At 72.6% G+C, this 17,855-nt stretch carries 15 protein-coding genes; 7 read left to right on the forward strand and 8 right to left on the reverse strand.

Going from position 1 to position 17,855, the window contains the following annotated elements; all coding sequences use genetic code 11:
- Positions 1-3 precede the first annotated feature (3 nt).
- The 3 genes from ACQ143_RS12510 to ACQ143_RS12520 all read right to left on the reverse strand — a co-directional run bounded on the left by ACQ143_RS12510 (position 4) and on the right by ACQ143_RS12520 (position 4,829).
- A complete protein-coding gene (locus ACQ143_RS12510; RefSeq protein ID WP_449571030.1) occupies positions 4-1,227 on the reverse strand; it encodes a pyridoxal phosphate-dependent aminotransferase in 1,224 nt (407 codons plus the stop codon).
- A 47-nt stretch (positions 1,228-1,274) separates the two neighbouring features.
- Entirely contained in the window at positions 1,275-4,061 is a 2,787-nt protein-coding gene (gene secA / locus ACQ143_RS12515; RefSeq protein WP_449571031.1) for a preprotein translocase subunit SecA, read from the reverse strand.
- A gap of 81 nt (positions 4,062-4,142) precedes the next feature.
- Complete coding sequence (locus ACQ143_RS12520) at positions 4,143-4,829, reverse strand: helix-turn-helix transcriptional regulator (protein WP_449571032.1); 687 nt, start codon at positions 4,827-4,829, stop codon at positions 4,143-4,145.
- A gap of 72 nt (positions 4,830-4,901) precedes the next feature.
- On the opposite strand from ACQ143_RS12520, the gene ACQ143_RS12525 reads away from it, so the two are divergent.
- Both ACQ143_RS12525 and ACQ143_RS12530 read left to right on the forward strand, forming a co-directional pair.
- Positions 4,902-5,219, forward strand: a complete 318-nt coding sequence (locus ACQ143_RS12525; RefSeq protein ID WP_449571033.1) for a DUF2249 domain-containing protein — start codon at positions 4,902-4,904, stop codon at positions 5,217-5,219.
- 86 nt (positions 5,220-5,305) lie between these two features.
- Positions 5,306-6,634, forward strand: a complete 1,329-nt coding sequence (locus ACQ143_RS12530) for a hypothetical protein (RefSeq protein WP_449571034.1) — start codon at positions 5,306-5,308, stop codon at positions 6,632-6,634.
- Between the two features lie 48 nt (positions 6,635-6,682).
- On the opposite strand, the gene hpf is transcribed toward ACQ143_RS12530, so the two are convergent.
- The 5 genes from hpf to mtrA form a co-directional block, all read right to left on the reverse strand.
- A complete protein-coding gene (hpf, locus tag ACQ143_RS12535) occupies positions 6,683-7,342 on the reverse strand; it encodes a ribosome hibernation-promoting factor, HPF/YfiA family (RefSeq protein ID WP_449571035.1) in 660 nt (219 codons plus the stop codon).
- Between the two features lie 86 nt (positions 7,343-7,428).
- Positions 7,429-8,100 (reverse strand): ComF family protein, encoded by a 672-nt coding sequence (locus ACQ143_RS12540; protein ID WP_449571036.1) that lies wholly within the window; start codon positions 8,098-8,100, stop codon positions 7,429-7,431.
- Between the two features lie 90 nt (positions 8,101-8,190).
- On the reverse strand, positions 8,191-9,870 hold the full coding sequence (locus tag ACQ143_RS12545; RefSeq protein WP_449571037.1) for an LpqB family beta-propeller domain-containing protein: 1,680 nt from the start codon (positions 9,868-9,870) through the stop codon (positions 8,191-8,193).
- Positions 9,867-11,549, reverse strand: a complete 1,683-nt coding sequence (gene mtrB / locus ACQ143_RS12550; protein ID WP_449571038.1) for an MtrAB system histidine kinase MtrB — start codon at positions 11,547-11,549, stop codon at positions 9,867-9,869. Before mtrB ends, ACQ143_RS12545 begins: the two co-directional genes overlap by 4 nt.
- Before the next feature lie 11 nt (positions 11,550-11,560).
- Positions 11,561-12,241: an MtrAB system response regulator MtrA gene (gene mtrA / locus ACQ143_RS12555; protein ID WP_449571039.1), complete on the reverse strand. Its 681-nt coding sequence runs from the start codon at positions 12,239-12,241 to the stop codon at positions 11,561-11,563.
- 169 nt (positions 12,242-12,410) lie between these two features.
- Between mtrA and ACQ143_RS12560 the strand changes: the two genes are divergently transcribed.
- Genes ACQ143_RS12560 through ACQ143_RS12580 form a run of 5 tightly spaced genes read left to right on the forward strand, consistent with a single transcriptional unit; the run spans position 12,411 to position 17,761 of the window.
- Positions 12,411-13,703: a glycerophosphoryl diester phosphodiesterase membrane domain-containing protein gene (locus ACQ143_RS12560; RefSeq protein ID WP_449571040.1), complete on the forward strand. Its 1,293-nt coding sequence runs from the start codon at positions 12,411-12,413 to the stop codon at positions 13,701-13,703.
- Positions 13,700-14,341: a DUF4129 domain-containing protein gene (locus ACQ143_RS12565; protein ID WP_449571041.1), complete on the forward strand. Its 642-nt coding sequence runs from the start codon at positions 13,700-13,702 to the stop codon at positions 14,339-14,341. Before ACQ143_RS12560 ends, ACQ143_RS12565 begins: the two co-directional genes overlap by 4 nt.
- Positions 14,338-15,480, forward strand: a complete 1,143-nt coding sequence (locus ACQ143_RS12570; protein WP_449571042.1) for a DUF4350 domain-containing protein — start codon at positions 14,338-14,340, stop codon at positions 15,478-15,480. Before ACQ143_RS12565 ends, ACQ143_RS12570 begins: the two co-directional genes overlap by 4 nt.
- A gap of 50 nt (positions 15,481-15,530) precedes the next feature.
- Positions 15,531-16,460: an AAA family ATPase gene (locus ACQ143_RS12575; protein ID WP_449571117.1), complete on the forward strand. Its 930-nt coding sequence runs from the start codon at positions 15,531-15,533 to the stop codon at positions 16,458-16,460.
- Positions 16,460-17,761: a DUF58 domain-containing protein gene (locus ACQ143_RS12580; protein WP_449571118.1), complete on the forward strand. Its 1,302-nt coding sequence runs from the start codon at positions 16,460-16,462 to the stop codon at positions 17,759-17,761. The genes ACQ143_RS12575 and ACQ143_RS12580 overlap by 1 nt, the downstream gene beginning before the upstream one ends.
- Positions 17,762-17,855: the final 94 nt, after the last annotated feature.

A 17,855-nucleotide genomic window follows, 5' to 3' on the forward strand; every position in this document is an offset into this window, starting at 1 on the left:
CCGCTACTGCCGGTACGACGACAGAAAGTTGCCCAGCCGCTCGATGGCCTCGGTGAGCACCCGCGCCTCGGGCAGGGTGACAATGCGCAGGTGGTCGGGCGTGGCCCAGTTGAACCCGGTGCCCGGCACGAGCAGCACATGCTCGGCGACGAGGAAGTCGTAGACGAGCTTGCTGTCGTCACGGATGTCGTGCACGTCGGGGTCGAGGCGTGGGAAGGCGTACAGGGCCCCGCTGGGCTTGACGCAGGTGACACCGGGGATGGCGGTCAGCGTCTCCCATGCGGCATCCCGCTGTTCGTGCAGGCGTCCGGTGGGCGCGATGAGCCCGTCGATGGTCTGCATACCGCTGAGCGCCGCCTGTACGGCGTACTGCGCGGGCACGTTCGGGCACAGCCGGGTGGATGCCAGCAGCTGGATGCCCTCGAGGAATCCGGCCGCGTGCTTCTTCGGGCCGGTGATGACCATCCATCCCGAGCGGTAGCCCGCGACGCGGTACGTCTTGGACAGCCCGTTGAAAGTGAGGCACAGCAGGTCCGGGGCGAGCGTGGCCAGCGGGATGTGCTCGGCGTCGTCGAACAGGATGCGGTCGTAGATCTCGTCGCTCAGCAGCAGCAGGTCGTGTTCGCGGGCGATCTCCACGATGCCCTCGAGCACCTCACGCGAGTACACGGCGCCGGTGGGGTTGTTCGGGTTGATCACGACGATGGCCTTCGTTGCCGGGGTGATCTTGGACCGGATGTCGTCGAGATCCGGCATCCACCCGCTGCTCTCATCGCACGTGTAGTGCACGGGCGTGCCGTCGGCCAGGCTCGTCATCGCCGTCCACAACGGGTAGTCGGGGGCGGGGATGAGCACCTGGTCGCCCTCGTCGAGCAGCGCCTGCATGGTCATCGTGATCAGCTCGGACACGCCGTTGCCGAGGTACACGTCGTCCGGGTCGAACTGCGGGAACCCCTCGAGCTCCTCATAGCGGGCGACCACCGCGCGGCGGGCCGACATGATGCCGCGGCTGTCGCTGTAGCCGTGCGCGTACGGCATGGCCTCGATCATGTCGCGGACGATCTGGAAGGGCGCCTCGAAGCCGAAGACGGCGGGGTTGCCGGTGTTCAGTTTGAGGATCGTGTGCCCGTCGGCCTCGAGCCGGTCGGCCTCGGCCAGCGCTGCCCCGCGGATCTCGTAGAGGACGTCCTTGAGTTTCGACGATTGATCGAGGATGCGAGGGCTCATCCGTTCAGGATATCGCCGCCCACCGGTGGCCGATCGACCACCGGTGGCTACTTGCGGCGCCCCTGGGCCCGGCGCTGGGCACGATTCTGCGGTGCCGGCTGACTGTCACCGGCCACCGGCTGACCGAACGCCCCGCGCTGCTGCTCGGCGGGAGCGGCTGCCGGCGCGGAGGGGGTGGCCGCCCGCACCTTGCTGGTCGCCGCCTGCTGCACCTGACCGCGGTCGTTGCGCACCTCGACCTCGCCGGCGTCGTTGGAGGCGGTGTACTGGAGCTTCTGCGTCTCGACCGTGGGCGTGGCCAGGCCCTTCGCCTCGACCTGACCGTCGCCGGTCTGCCGCACCTCGACCTCGAGGTTGTAGAGGAAGCCGACCGACTCCTCCTTGATCTGGGCCATCATGGCCTGGAACATCTCATAGCCCTCGCGCTGGTATTCGATCAGCGGGTCGCGCTGGGCCATGGCCCGCAGGCCGATGCCGTCCTTGAGGTAGTCCATCTCGTAGAGGTGGTCGCGCCAGCGACGGTCGAGCACCTGCAGCACGACGCGGCGCTCGAGCTCGCGCATCGCCGCGGAGCCGAGCTCCTCCTCGCGCTTGGCGTACGCGATCTTGGCGTCCGAGGTGATCTCGCGCTTGAGGCCCTCGGCGGTGATCCGCCCCTTGTGGCCGCTCTCGGCCACGACCTCGTCGATGGTCACCCCCACCGGGTACAGGGTCTTCAGCTCGGCCCACAGGGCGTCGAAGTCCCAGCTCTCGGTGTGGCCGCTGGCGGTGTGGTCGTCGATGATGGCGGCCACGGCATCCTCGATGAAGTGCTGCACGCGCTCGGAGAGGTCGTCGCCCTCGAGCATCTGGCGCCGGTCGGCGTAGATCGCCTCACGCTGCCGGTTGAGCACGTCGTCGTACTTGAGGACGTTCTTGCGGATCTCGGCGTTCCGCGCCTCGACCTGCGCCTGGGCGCTCTTGATCGCGCGCGAGACCATGCCCGACTCGATCGCGACGTCGTCGGGGAAGTTCGTCCGCGCGAGGATCGCCTCGGCGGCGCCGGACTGGAACAGCCGCATCAGGTCGTCGGTCAGCGACAGGTAGAACCGGCTCTCGCCGGGGTCGCCCTGACGGCCCGAGCGACCGCGCAGCTGGTTGTCGATGCGGCGTGATTCGTGGCGCTCGGTGCCCAGCACGTAGAGCCCGCCGGCCTCGAGGACCTTCGTGCTCTCCTCGGCCACATGGTCGCGCATCGCCGCGTAGACCTCGTCCCACGCGGCCTCGTACTCCTCCGGCGTCTCGATCGGGTCGAGTCCCCGGGACTTCATCTCCTGCACGGCGAGGAACTCGGCGTTGCCGCCCAGCATGATGTCGGTACCGCGGCCGGCCATGTTGGTCGCGACGGTGACGGCGCCCAGGCGTCCGGCGCGCGCGACGATCTCGGCCTCCCGCGCGTGGTTCTTCGCGTTGAGCACCTCGTGCTTGACGCCCTTCTTGGCCAGCAGCCGCGACAGGTACTCGCTCTTCTCGACGCTGACCGTGCCCACCAACACCGGCTGACCGCTCGCGTGCCGCTGGGCGATGTCCTCGACCACCTGGGCGAACTTGGCCTGCTCGTTCTTGTAGACCAGGTCCGGCTGGTCCTTGCGGATCATGGGCTTGTTCGTCGGGATCGGGACCACGCCGAGCTTGTAGGTCGACATGAACTCGGCCGCTTCGGTCTCGGCGGTGCCGGTCATACCCGCGAGCTTCTCGTACAGGCGGAAGTAGTTCTGCAGCGTGACGGTCGCCAGCGTCTGGTTCTCGGCCTTGACCGGAACCCCTTCCTTGGCCTCGATGGCCTGGTGGACGCCTTCGTTGTAGCGGCGGCCCACGAGGATGCGCCCGGTGTGCTCGTCGACGATCATCACCTCGTCGTTCATGACGACGTAGTCGGTGTCGCGCTTGAACAGCGCCAGCGCCTTGATCGAGTTGTTGAGGAACGAGATGAGCGGGGTGTTCGCCGACTCGTACAGGTTGTCGATGCCGAGGTAGTCCTCGACCTTCTCGATGCCCGGTTCGAGCACGCCGACGGTGCGCTTCTTCTCGTCGACCTCGTAGTCGACGCCCGCCTCCAGCGTGCGCGCGATCTTCGCGAACTCGACGAACCACCGGTTGGCCTCACCGGACGAGGGGCCGGAGATGATCAGCGGCGTGCGGGCCTCGTCGATGAGGATCGAGTCGACCTCGTCGACGATCGCGAAGAAGTGACCGCGCTGGACGAGGTCCTCCTTGCGCCAGGCCATGTTGTCGCGCAGGTAGTCGAACCCGAACTCGTTGTTGGTCCCGTAGGTGATGTCGGCGCTGTACTGCTGACGCCGCACCTCGGGGGTCTGCCCGGACACGATGGTGCCGGTCGTCATGCCCAGGGCGCGGTAGACGCGGCCCATCAGCTCGGCCTGGTAGGAGGCGAGGAAGTCGTTGACGGTGATGACGTGCACACCCTTGCCGGCGATGGCGTTGAGGTAGACGGCGAAGGTCGCGGTGAGGGTCTTGCCCTCACCGGTCTTCATCTCGGCGATGTTGCCCAGGTGCAGTGCCGCGCCACCCATGATCTGCACGTCGTACGGACGCTGGCCGAGCGTGCGCTTGGCGGCTTCGCGCACGGCAGCGAACGCCTCCGGCATGAGCTTGTCGAGGCTCTCACCGGCCTCGTACCGTGCGCGCAGCTCGGTCGTCTCGCCCCGCAGCTCCTCGTCGGTCAGCTGCGCGTAATCCTCCTCGAGGGCGTTGACGGCCTTGACGACCTGCTGCAGCCGGCGCAGCACGCGACCTTCACCGGCGCGGAGCAGTTTCTCGAGAGGGTTGGCCACGGAGGATCTCCATCTGTCGGGTTCGGCCGACGATCCGCGCCGACCCGTGCCGGCGCAGGCGCGCGGGCACACCGTCCCATGTTATCCGGCTGTGACCTTGGCGTGCACTGTGGACGCCGCACGCACGTAGAGCGCGCAGCGCCCCGGCGCGATGAAGGGCACCAGGTCGGCTTCGGCGTCCGAGCCGACCGCCTCCAGCACACCGTCGACCATGCCCACGTGCACGGCGCAGACGATCTGTGGATGCCGGACGGCGGCCGCGATGAGCGGGCACCGGTGCAAGGTCACGGCATCCCCGTCGTCCTGCGGGGCGAAGCCCTGCTCGGCCATCACCGCCACGACCCGCTCCCGCGCCTGGGCGTCATCGGCGGCGGGAGTGACGCCGACGCCGATCCCGCGCCCCCACCCGCGCCCGGCGTCACGCGCCTCGGCGACCGGGTCGGCGCTCGTGCGCGCCAGCGTGTCGGCGAGGACACCGGCCAGGGCGGCGTACGGCGAGGCCGGTTCGGGGACGACCGCCCGCCACAGCCAGGCCGGGCGGCCGCGGCCGTCCACGGCCGCCCGCTCCCGCGTGACGTACCCGTCGGCGAACAGATGCTCCAGGTGCCCGCGCACCGTGTTCTCGTGCAGCCCGGCCGCCCGCGCGAGGGCACCGATCGCCACCGGCGCGGCCTGCGCCTCGATCATGCGCAGCAGCATCTCGCGCGTCGACGAATGCCGCCGCCCGGTGGCGGCGGTGCGCCGGCGCGCAACCGAGTCATTTTCCACGGGATTAAGTGTAATAAACTCGGAACACAGACACCGCCGCGACCCGCGGCGCGACAGCGAACAGGAGCAGTCATGGCCGGAATCGAGATCCACACCTCCCGCGACGAGGCCGTCGACCAGCGCCCCGGTGGCGGCGGCTGCGCATGCGGTGAGCACGACGACGAGGTGCCCGTGCTCGACGTGCAGACGATCCCCCACGCCATCCGCCACGCGGCGATCTTCGGCGCCATCGAGGGCCTGGCACCCGGCGGCGCGATGGTGATCTCGGCCACCCACGACCCGGTACCGCTGCTGAACCAGCTCGCGCAGCGCTACGGCGGCGCGTACACCACCGAGTACGGCGAGCGCGGGCCCGAGCACTGGCGCATCCTCATCCGCCGCGCGGCCTGAGCCACCGGACGGCCCGGCCCGGTGGGGATGCGAGTGCTCCGCATCCCCACAGCCGCGACGGCACGGCTTCGACCTAGGATCGATTCATGGCCGGATTCTGGGGAAGACGCAAGCGTGAGACCGAGCAGCAGCAGGCGGAGGATGCCGAGCTGACCCGGCACGCCGACGCCGCCCTCGTGCGTGCCGACGAGCGCGTGCGCCTGGTCTCCGATGAGCTCGCCTACGCCGAGATCGAGCTGGGGCGGGACGCCACCGGCGACCTGCGCGCGGCGCTCGAGTCGGTGCGGCAGCACCTGGGCGAGGCGTTCCACCTCAACCAGCTGAATCACGACGACATCCCCGACACGTCGGAAGAGCTGCGCACCCGCAACGCCCGCATCGTGCAGCTGTGCGAATGGGCCGAAGACCTGCTCGACGACCGGACGAGTGCGCTGGCCGCGCCGATCGAACGCGCACGCCGGGCTCCGGAGATCGTCGCGGGCATCCGCCGCGACGCCGAACGGCTGCGCGAGCGGCTGCCGCACACTCAGGCCACGACCGAACGGCTCGCGACCCGCTATTCGGCGGGGGCCCTGCGGAAGGTGTCGGGCAACGCGGCCGAGGCGGCCCAGCTGATCGAGTTCGCCCTGCACGGGGCCGACGTGGCCACCGACCGCCGCGAGAGCGGACAGCGCGAGCAGGCGAACCTCGCCCTGGAGACCGCCATCGAGGCGGTGCGCCGCGCCACCACCCTCATCGACGCCGTCGACCAGTTCGAAGTCGAGGCGCTGCGGGCGGAATCGACCCTCGCGGCCATCGTCGAGGACTCGCGCGAAGACCTGGCCACCGCCCGGGACGTGGCCGACGTGCCCACCGTCGCCGCGGCGATGGCGGCGCTGGAGACGGCGCTGCAGGAGCTGACGCCGCCCGGTTCGAAGCCCGACCCCTTCGGGGAGCTGACCGCGCTGCGTCAGGCCAATGCGGCGCTCGACGCCGCGGTCGACGCGGCGCGCGAACGCGCGGCCCGTCCGGTCATCCCCGAGGCGCACGTGCGGCACGCCCTCGACGACGCCGACCGACAGCTCGGGGTGGCGCGCAGCGTGATCTCGGGCCACCGCGGCTGGATCGGCGCGGACGCCCGCACCCGCCTGGCCGAGGCCGAGCGCCTCCGTCTCGATCTGGGTGCGGCGGGCGCCCCGATCCCCGAGGAGTCGCGGGAGCGCGCCCTGGCCGACGCCCGGCGCTGCGCGCTGCTGGCCGCCGAGGCGCTGCAACTGGCGCAGCGCGACATCGATCAGTCGCGGCCCGGCGGCCCGGACGACTGGAACTCCGGCTGGGGCGGCCGCGGCGGCCGTCGCGGCGGCGGGGACAACCTGGTCGGCGGCATCCTCGGTGGGCTGGTGATCGGCAGCATCCTCGACGGCATCTTCGATTAGCCGGTGCGACGTGCGGCCGGGAGCGGAGCGCTCCCGGCCGCCGTCGTGTCAGGACGCCAGTTCGGCCGGAGCCGCCGTCGTCGTCAGCGAGATGACCCCGTAGTCCCAGCCCTTGCGGCGGTATACGACGCTGGGCTGATCGGTGCGGGCGTCGATGAACAGGAAGAAGTCGTGTCCGACCAGCTCCATGCGGTCCACGGCCTCCTCCACCGACATCCACTCCGCGTCGAACCGCTTGGTGCGGATGACGACGGGCGTGTAGTCCTCTTCGTCCTCGTTCCCGGTGATGAGCGGGACCTCCCCCGTCGCGACCGCGCGGATCACGTCGACGGATGCGGGCTGGACATCGATGCCCTTCAGCGTGCCGCTGCCCTTCTCGAGCTTGGCGCCGCGGGGGTGGTTGCGGGCGTCGACGCGCTTGTCCTTCGCCCGGCGCAGCTGCTCGGCCATCTTGTCGACGGCCAGGTCGAGGGCGGCGAACTTGTCGCCGTCGACGGCCTCGGCGCGGACGATGGGCCCCTTGCCCGTGAGGGTGAGCTCGACCGTCTCGTCTTCGCGAGTGCCGTTGTGGTAGGCGCGGTGGGTGACTTTGACGTCGAGTCGCTGGGCGCGCGGTGCCAGGGTCTGAATGCGCGTGGACTTCTCCTCCACGACGGTGCGGAACCGATCTGTGATGTTCACACCCACGCCGACGATGCTGGTTTCCATCCCTGACCTCCTTGTTCCGGTCCACCCGGTCAAGGGCGGACCACGTTCGCCTTGTCCCCCCACGGTAGCCCGCCCGCCCCCGTTAGTCACGCACGATCTGCCGGTTCAAATCCCGCGTCCGGCCACCGGCGCTCCGTCGCGGCGACGGTGGCCGCACCGACCACCTCGGCCCCTGCCGCGCGCAGCACCCGTACGGCCTCCCGGAGGGTCGCGCCGGTGGTGATCACGTCGTCCACCACCAGGACGCGCCGGCCCGCGACGGAGCGCGCCCGCAGCGTCCCGCGCACATTCTCGGCGCGCGCGGCACGGTCGAGGCCGCGCTGGTCGGCGGCCACCCCGGCCGGCCGCAGCAGCCGGTGCGGCGCGAGCCCGGCGCGGCGGGCCAGCAGCTCCGCGACCCGGTACCCGCGCCGGCGCAGGGCCGCCCGCGACGAGGGCACCGGGACCACGATCGCGGCCGGGTCGAAGTCGGCGGCGGCCGCGCGCAGCAGCGCCCCCAGGGGCCGGGCCAGACCCGTGCGCCCGTCCTGTTTGCACGCGCGGATCACCCGCGCGGCCACCCCGTCGAACGGCACGCCGCTGCGCACGAGCACGTCATCGACGCGCCGCACCACCGGCCGCGGGCGCAGCCGCCGGCGGCACGCGTCGCACAGGCTCACATCCGGCGCGTCACACCCGGCGCAGGAGACCGGGAACACGAGCGAGAGCGCTTCGGCGAGGCTGGCGCGCACCACAGCGGACACGGTGGGACTCGGCATCACCCCATCGTCGTGGCCGCTGTTGCGCGCGGACCCACCCGGCCCGGATCTGTGGAGACCCGCCCGGTCGGGCCGGCTGGGGAGGAAGGGTCAGTTCAGCGTGCCCTGCTGGGCGGCCAGCACGAGGATGCCGGTGGCCTGATGCTGCCAGTTGGCCCCGCGCTGCACGTACAGATTGCCCTCGGCGTCGCGCAGACGCACCGCACCGGCCTGATTGCCGCCGCTGACGGCGGTGAGGTCGCTGGGCGCCCGCAGCTGGGTGGCGGGCCCGCCGGTGGGCACCTGCACGACGAAGCCCTGTTCGGAGGCCTGACCGGCCACCGCCAGCGTCTTGCCGTCGAGCCAGGCCAGATCGATGCCGGCGCCGGGCAGCTGCGCGAGCAGCTTCGCTTCGCTGAGTTCGATCGGGGTGCCCTGTTCGTCGCGCACGATGCCGGCGACCCACACCGACGGCTGTGTGCCGTCGAGCACGACGGCGGCCACGCGGGTGCCGTCGCGGGCCACCTGCATCGCCCAGACCCGCAGGGCGCCCGGCCAGGCCCCGGCGACCTCGACGAAGCTGCCGTCGGGTGCGCCGGCGACGACGCTGTGCGGATCGTCGGCCGGCACGGTCCAGATGTAGCCGTACGGGTCGATCGTCGGGGCCACGAGGCCGGCGCGGCTGTCGACATCGGTCACCTCACCGCCGGCCTGCACCCGCACCACCGTGCCGGTGCCGGTCTGCACGGCGGCCGTCCGGCGGTCGGCGTTGAGCTCGATCGCCGTCGCGCCCACGTCCAGGATCGTGTCGGACAGCTCGGCGATCGCTTCGATCTGCGTCCCGGACAGGTAGCCGAACTCTTCCTCGGTGAGCACGAGCGGACGACTGTCGATGACCATGCGGGAGACCGGGACCGCCTCGGCGACGAGGATCTGGTCGTCGACGAGCATGTCCACGCCGAGGATGCCGGCTGTCTCCAGCGACTCCTCCAATTGGGTCTGCATGCGGTCGAGGACCTGCTGGTCGAGCCCGCGGGCGCTGCTGCCCAGCGACACCTCGGCGACGCCCGAGCGCTCCGGCACGGCGCTCTGCGCCAGGCCGACGGTGGACGAGAACGCGGACACGACCGCGTCGGCCAGCCACGGGCTGGGGGCGCCGTCCACGAGCGCCTGCGCGATGCGGGTCACCGCGTTGGCCGCCGGGAACCACCGGATGTCGGGGATCAGCCGCGACCAGGACGCGTCGAAGTACATCACCTCGTAGCGGTGGAACACCGACTGGAACCGGTTCTCGTCCAGGATGATGCCGTCGGGCGCCTGTGCGATGCGCCACTGGTCGCCGACCTGCGCGAGGCCGAAGGTGAAGGGGATCTCGCCCTCACCCGAGACGGTGTAGGCGCCCGTGGCATCCACGGTCGCCTCCGCGCTCACCGTGACGGTGATCTGGCCTTCCTCACCTTCGGTCAGGCTGCGAGAGCCGGATTCGTAGATGGTGACACCGGCCTGCGGCTTCCACACCTCGCGGGCCTCGTCGGTGAGGAACTCCTGGGCGATGGCCCAGCCGCCGCGCGGCCCGGAGCCGGCGGCGATGAACCCCTCGACGATCTGCGCCGGGGTGGCGCCGGGGGCGGGGCCGGCCGGCACGAAGGAGACGTCGCCCTGGCCGCTGTCGTCGGTGACCGGGCGCCCGGCGTGCACCGGACCGGTGACCGGCAGCCCCGCGCAGGCGACGAGGGCGAGGGCGGCGAGCGCGGCCAGCATCGCCGCGCCGAGCGTGCGCAGACCTTTCATGAGCGTCCCTCCCATGCTGCTCCGGGAATGTCGATCGGCTGCGTGTGTCCGAGGTCGTCCAGCGGGGCGCCGTCGTCGCCGGGGTCGAGCGGGACGGGCGAGGCCCCGGCGAGGTCGCCGGGCTGGCGGGGCAGGGTCAGCACGAAGTTCGTGCCGCGGCCGGGTTCGGACCACACTTCGAGCATGCCCCCGTGCAGGCGCGCGTCGCCCAGCGCGATCGACAGGCCCAGGCCGGTGCCGCCCAGGGTGCGCTTGCGGGACGGGTCGGCGCGCCAGAACCGGTCGAAGACACGCTCGGCGGCCTCGGCGCTCATGCCCAGCCCGTAGTCGCGCACCCCCAGCGCGACCGCCTGCTGGTTGCTGTCGACGGTCACGACGACCGGACGGCCCTCACCGTGCTCGATCGCATTGCCGAGCAGATTGCGCACGACCCGGCGCACGCGCCGCGGATCCATCTCGACCGGCGAGTACCCGCCGGGGGCGACCAGGCGCACGTCGGTGTCGTGCTGCTCGGCCACCTGCTGCATCGAGGCGATGACATCCTCGGCCAGGTGCGCCAGGCTCGTCGGCTCGTTCTCGAGCTGCACCGACCCGGCGTCGTACCGGCTGATCTCGAGCAGGTCCGTGAGCAGGGTCTCGAACCGTTCGACCTGGGCGTGCAGCAGTTCGGCGGCGCGCGCGGTGACCGGGTCGAACTCGGCGCGCTGATCGTTGAGCATGTCCGAGGCCAGGCGGATGGTGGTCAGCGGAGTGCGCAGCTCGTGCGACACGTCCGAGACGAAGCGCTGCTGCACGAGCGACAGGTCGGCCAGCTCCTTGATCTGCGCGGCGATGCTGTCGGCCATCGCGTTGAACGAGCGGCCGAGGGTCGCGAACTCGTCCTCGCCCTGCACCGGGAGGCGCACCTCGAGGTCACCGGCGGCCAGTTTCGCGCTGGTCTCGGCGGCCTGCGCGATCGGCACGGTCACCGACCGGAGCACGAACCACGACACGGCGCCGATGAGCACGACCAGGGCGATGCCCACGCCCCACAGCGTGACCTGCACGAACTGCAGCGTCGCCGCCTCGGAGCCCAGGTCGTACGCGAAGTACAGCTCGTACGGGCCGGCTTCGGGCACGATGATCTGCTGACCGACCGCCATGCCGGGCAGCTCACCGTCGTCGGTGGGCACCGCGATCGACTGCCACCACTGCTGCCCGGCTTCCGTGCGCACCGCCGCGCGCAGTCCGTCGCTGAGCATGTCGGCGGTCAGCCCGCCGGCCTCGAAGTCCTGCGGGGCGATCGTCGACGGCTGCGTCGAGATGCGGAACGCCGCCATCATGTCGGTGCCGGCCTGGCGGAGCAGGGTCTCGCGCACCCGGTCCATCAGGATCTGCAGCGCCACCGGGTCGCCTTCGACGACGGCCGCGTCCAGCGTGGTCTGCGCCGTCTGGGCCGCGCGCCCCGCCGCGGACTGCACCTGTTGGGCTCGGGAGTCGAACAGGTCGTTCTGGATCGCCAGGGCCATCCACACGAGGGCGACCAGGATCGTCAGCGCGGTCAGGCCCAGGGTCAGGGCGAGGGTGCGGAACCGCAGCGAGCGTCGCCACGCATGGGTGAGCCGGGTGGGCCATGCCCGCCAGTCGCGCCAATCGGTGACGATCGCGCGGCCGGTCGTGGTGACGGTGGCGGTGGGCACGATGCGCCCCGTCACACCACCGCGCCGGCGCGGTACCCGACGCCGCGCACCGTCGTGACGATCTTGGGGTTGTCGGGATCGACTTCGACCTTGGCGCGCAGGCGCTGTACGTGGACGTTCACGAGCCGGGTGTCGGCCTTGTAGTGGTAGCCCCACACCTGCTCGAGCAGCATCTCGCGGGAGAACACCTGCTGCGGCTTGGACGCCAGGGCCACCAGCAGCTCGAACTCCAGGGGCGTGAGGGCGATGATCTCCTCGCCCCGGCGGACCTCGTGCGCGGCGACGTCGACGGTGAGGTCGCCGATGCGCAGCGTGTCGCCGGCGGGCTGGCTGGCCGGCCGCAGCCGGGTGCGGATGCGGGCGACGAGCTCCTTCGGGTTGAACGGCTTGACGATGTAGTCGTCGGCGCCCGACTCCAGGCCCCGCACGACGTCGGCGGTGTCGGTGCGGGCGGTGAGCATGATGATCGGCACGCCCGACTCTGCGCGCACGCGCGTGCAGATCTCGATGCCGTCCATGCCCGGCAGCATGAGGTCGAGCAGGATCAGGTCGGGGCGCTCGGCCTTCCACACGTCCAGCGCCGCGGCACCGTCTGCGCAGAACGCGGTCTCGAAGCCCTCGGTACGCAGGACGATGCCGATCATCTCAGCCAGGGCGGTGTCGTCGTCGACCACCAGGATGCGCGATGCCATAGGTCCCGTTCGTCCTTCGGATGCGGCGGATGCCGGCGCGCCGCACAGGCGCGCCTCCACAGTATCGGACATGCGCGTCGCCGGCGCCGTCGGACACCCGTGAGAGCGGTGCGGGCAGAGCCGGATATGCCACGATAGGACCAGCCACGCCGACCTGCGAGGAGGGACCGTGACGGCCTACCCGACGTGGACGCCTGCGCCCAGGCCGGGCATCATCCCCCTGCATCCGCTCGGATTCGGCACGATCCTGGGCCGTTCCTTCACCGCCCTGCGGCAGAACCCGCGGGTGCTGCTCGGGTTCGCGCTGGTCGTGCAGACGGTGGCGACGCTGCTGGTGGCCGGTGCGATCGTCGGTCTCACCTTCTACTCCCTGTCGCGGTTGGCGGCGGTCGACCCGGGCAGCGAGGACTTCGACACCGTGATGGCCGGTTCGATCGCCTTGATCGGCATCGGCACGTTCGTGCTGAGCGTGCTGTCCACGGTCCTGGTCGTCATCGTGCAGGGCATCGTCGTCGCCGAGGTCGCGCACGCCGTCGTCGCCGAGAAGCGGACGCTGGGACAGCTGTGGCGACAGATCAAGCCGGTCGCCGGTCGGCTCGTCGGCTACGCGCTGCTGCTGAGCCTGGTGGTCACGGTGGTGGCGGGCGTCGCCATCGGCCTGCTGGTGCTGCTGGCCCAGGCGGCGCTGCCTGCGGTCATCGTGCTGAGCGTGCTGCTGTTCCTGGCCGCGATCCCGCTGGTGCTCTGGCTGACCGTCAAGCTGCTGCTCGTGCCGGCGACGATCATCATGGAGCACGCCACGATCCGCGCCGCCGTGGTGCGCTCGTGGGTGCTCACTCGCGGCCGGTTCTGGTCGAGCCTGGGCGTGATCGTGATCATCTCGCTGACCTTCGGGTTCATCGGGCAGGTGGTGAGCATCCCGTTCACGTTCGCGACGGTCGCCGTCACGTCGGTGTTCACCCCCACCGGCGACCCCGACGTCCAGGCGCTCATCGCCCTCGTGCTCGGCTCGCTGGCGACGCAGGCGGTGGTGGTCCTCATCCAGTCGATGGCGCTCGTGGTCACCGCCACGGCCACCGCGCTCATCTACGTCGACTGCCGCATGCGCCACGAGGGCCTCGACCTGGATCTGCTGGCCTACGTCGATGAGCGGGATGCCGGGGGCACCGACCTGCCCGACCCGTACCGCCGGCACATCGGCCGACGGATCGGGCCGCGCCCGCCCGGGTACGGCTACGGCCCCGGCGCGCCGGTGCCGTACCCCGCGGCGCCCGGATACGTCCCGATGCCGCCGTACGGGCCGGGTGCCGGATCCGCGCCGTACCCTCCGGCACCCGGGTCGCCGCCGTCCGGACCGTCCGTCGCAGGACCGGCACCCGACCCCCGGCCGCAGACACCGCCCGCGGGCCCGCCGGCCGCTCCCCCGCCGACGCAGTGGACGCCGCCCGGCGGGCACACGTGACGCCGATCCCGGCGGCGCCGCCGCTGGCGCCCGACGGCGACCAGGCCCGGGAATGGGCAGAGGCCGAGCTGGCCGACCCGGTGTACCGGGCAGCCGAGCCGACACCGTTCGACCGGTTCGCGCAGGCGGTCGGCGACTTCTTCGCGAACCTCTTCTCCGGCAGCCTGCCCGAGTCGTTCGCGCCGTGGTTGGCGGTGGTGGTGGCCGTCGTGATCGTGGCGGTCGTGATCGCCGCGGTCGTCGTCTGGGGGCGGCCACGCCCGGTGGCACGGTCCCGCCGGGCGTCCGCGGTGCTGGCGCACGACGAGACGGTGGCTGCCGCCGAACTGCGCCGCCGCGCGGAGGCCGCCGCCGCTGCCTGCGACTGGGACGACGCGATCGTGCTGCGGTTCCGGGCCCTCGCGCGCGAGCTCGCCGAGCGCACCCTGCTCGACCCGGTGCCGGGCACCACCGTGCACGGCTTCGCACGGGCCGCCGCCGCGCTGTTCCCCGCCGAGAAGGCCGCGCTGGCCGAGGCGGCCGCCGCCTTCGACGACGTGCGATACCTGCGGCGGCCGGGCACCGAAGCCGCCTACCGTCGACTGTCCGACCTCGACCGGCGGATGCGGCGCGCGCCCGCCGAGGCGGTGCCGGCATGACCGTGCTCGAGCGGCCCGCGGTGCGACGCCGCGCCGTCGGCGGGTGGGTGGCGATCGGGGCGGCGCTGCTGGTGGTCGGTGCGGTCGCGGCCGCCATCGCCGGCATCGCCCGGCTGCCCGCCCAGGGCCTGCTCGACCCCGACGCGGCCGGTCCCGACGGGGGGCGCGCGCTCGTGCAGATCCTCCGCGGGCAGGGCGTCGACGTCACCGTCGCCCGCAGCCGCGAGGCGGCGGTCACGGCCGCCGGCGCCGGCACGACGCTGGTCATCACCGATGCGACCGTGCTGGGCGACGCCGATCTCACCGCGCTGGCGGACGCCGCCGAGGACGTCGTGCTCATCGACCCGCGCGCCCGTGATCTGCGGGTCCTGTTCGACGGCGCCGCGCCCCGCGGGATCGGCGACGGCGCCGCCGAGCCCGCGTGCCCGGTGGCCGAGGCCCGCCGTGCGGGGGCGATCAGCCCCGGCCCGGTCTTCACGGCACCGGCGGGGGTGACCGGATGCTATCCCTCGGGCGCCGGCTACGGTCTGCTCGTGCGCGCGACCGACACCGGGCGCCTCGCCGCCGTCGACGGCACCGCCCTGTTCCTCAACGAGCACCTGGCCACGGCCGGCAACGCCGCCCTCGCCCTGGGGCTGATGGGGCGCCACGCCGACCTGGTCTGGTACCTGCCCGACCCGCTCGCCGACGGGGGCGGAGAGCCGGCGACGATCGGCACGCTCACCCCCGAGTGGGTGACCCCCGCCATCGCCCTGGCGGTCCTGGCGGCGCTGGCGGCCGCGGTGTGGCAGGGGCGCCGGTTCGGTCCGCTCGTTGCCGAGACGCTGCCGGTGACCGTCCGTGGCGCCGAGACGACCGCCGGCCGTGCGCGGCTGTACGCCCGGGCCGGCGACCCCGGCCACGCGATCGACGCGCTGCGCATCGCCGCCCTGCAGCGGCTGGCCCACCGCCTGGGGCTCGGGCCCGCGGCATCCGCCCCGGAGATCTCGGCGGCCGTCGCCGCGCGGGCGGGCATCGACCCGCGCATCGCCGCCGAGATCCTCATCGACCGCGTCCCCCGGACCGACCGTGAGCTGGTCGACCTGTCCGACCGCCTGCACGACCTCGAACACGCCGCCACCGAAAGGACCCGCCTGTGAGCTCCGAAACCCCCGCCCGGCCCGCCGACGACGATCAGCTGCGCGAGGCGATGAACCGCGTGCGGCAGGAGGTCGGCAAAGCGGTCGTCGGCCAGGACGGCGCCGTCACCGGACTGCTGATCGCGCTGCTGGCCCGGGGCCACGTACTGCTGGAGGGGGTCCCCGGCGTGGCCAAGACCCTGCTGGTGCGCGCGTTCAGCCGCGCCCTCGGCCTGGACACCGCCCGCGTCCAGTTCACGCCCGACCTGATGCCGGGAGACGTGACCGGCTCGCTCGTCTACGACGCGCGGTCGGGTGAGTTCGAGTTCCGCGACGGACCGGTGTTCACCCACGTGCTGCTGGCCGACGAGATCAACCGCACGCCCCCCAAGACCCAGGCGGCGCTGCTGGAGGCCATGGAGGAGCGGCAGGTCTCCGCCGACGGCGTCTCGCGCCCGCTGCCCGACCCGTTCCTGGTCGCCGCGACGCAGAACCCCGTCGAACATGAGGGGACGTACACGCTGCCGGAGGCGCAGCTGGACCGCTTCCTGCTCAAGCTCGTCATCGACGTGCCCGACCGTGACGCCGAGGTGGCGGTGCTGCGCCGCCATGCGAGCGGCTTCCGTCCGCGCGACCTCGCCGCGGCGGGGGTGGATGCCGTGGTCGACGCCGCGCAGATCCATGCGGCCCAGCGGGCGGCGGCCGCCGTGACCGTCTCGGACGACGTGCTCGGCTACGTCGTCGACCTCGCCCGGGCGACACGGCAGTCGCCGTCGGTGCAGCTGGGTGCCAGTCCGCGCGCGGCGACCGCGCTGCTGGCGACGGCCGGTGCCTGGGCGTGGCTGGGCGGCTACCCCGCGATCACGCCCGATCACGTGCAGACGATGCTCGTGCCCACGTGGCGGCACCGTCTGCGGCTGCGGCCCGAGGCGGAGCTGGAGGCGGTGTCGGTCGACGCCATCCTGACCTCGGTGCGGCAGCAGACCCGCGTCCCGGTGTGATGTTCGTCTCCGGACGTCTCGCGCCGGCCGTGGCGCTCGGCATCGTCCCGGTCATCGTCCTGTCGGCCGCCGGCGTACCGGCCTGGGGCGTGGCCGCGGTGTGGACCGCGCTGGTCGCCGTCGCCGTCGCCGTCGACGTCGCGACGGCGGCGGACCCGCGCCAGGTGGAGGTGCAGCGCCGCATCCCGGCGCGCGCGCTGCGCGACGAGCCCGTGGTGACGACCCTGCTGCTGCGCAACACCGGCATCCGTCGCCTCCGTGGGCAGGTGCGGGACGCGTGGCAGCCGACCGCCGGGGCCGGGGCCGACCGGATCGGCGTGGACCTGCCGCCAGGTGAGCGCCGCGCCGTCACGGTACCCCTGCGTCCCCGCCGACGCGGCGAACTGCGCAGCCCGTTCGTCGTCGTGCGCTCCCGGGGGCCGCTGGGGCTGGCCGGGCGCCAGGCACGCATCGACGCGGTCGGCGCCGTGCGGGTGCTGCCGCCGTTCACCGCGCGCCGGCACCTGCCGTCCCGACTCGCGCGGCTGCGGGAGCTCGACGGCAACACGAGCGTTCAGGTGCGCGGCCAGGGCACCGAATTCGACAGCCTGCGCGAATACGTGCGTGGCGACGACGTCCGCTCCATCGACTGGCGGGCCACCGCCCGGTCGACCACCACGATGATGCGCACCTGGCGTCCCGAGCGCGACCGCCACGTGGTCATCGTCATCGACACCGGTCGCACCGCGGCCACACGCGTCGGCGACGGCACCCGGCTGGATGCCGCGATGGAGGCGGCGCTGCTGCTGGCCGCACTGGCGGCACGGGCCGGCGATCACGTGCACCTGGTGATGTTCGACCGCGTCCTGCGCGCGCGGGTGACGCGCGTGGCCGGCGCGGCGCTGCTGCCCGCCCTGGTCGACGCGATGGCGCCGGTGGAGCCGCAGCTGCTGGACACCGACTGGGATGCGGTGACCACCCAGGTGCGGGCGCTCACGACACGGCCGTCGCTGGTGGTCCTGCTCACGGCCCAGGATGCCCCCGAGGCGGCGCGCGGCTTCCTCGGGTCGCTGCCGGGCCTGACCGCGCGCACCCAGGTGGTCGTCGGCAGCGTCACCGCCGCCGACCCCGGCCGCGCCCGCCCGACGGACGCGGCCGGGGTGTACGCCCAGGCGGCGGCGGCCCGCGCCGACGCCGAAGCCGAAGCGGTGGCTGCCGCCGTGCGCCGCGCGGGCGCCGACGCGGTCACCGCCGGGCCGGACGAGCTGCCGCCGCGCATCGCCGACCGTTACCTCGCCCTGAAGGCCGCCGGGCGTCTGTGACCCCGCCGCCAGGCCGGTGACGAAAACCGTGCGCCTGCAGCGCGAAGGGGCCGATCGGGGGCAGAATCAGCGCGAGAGGTCCGTGACGCGAAAG

The organism is Microbacterium pollutisoli (assembly GCF_053586795.1).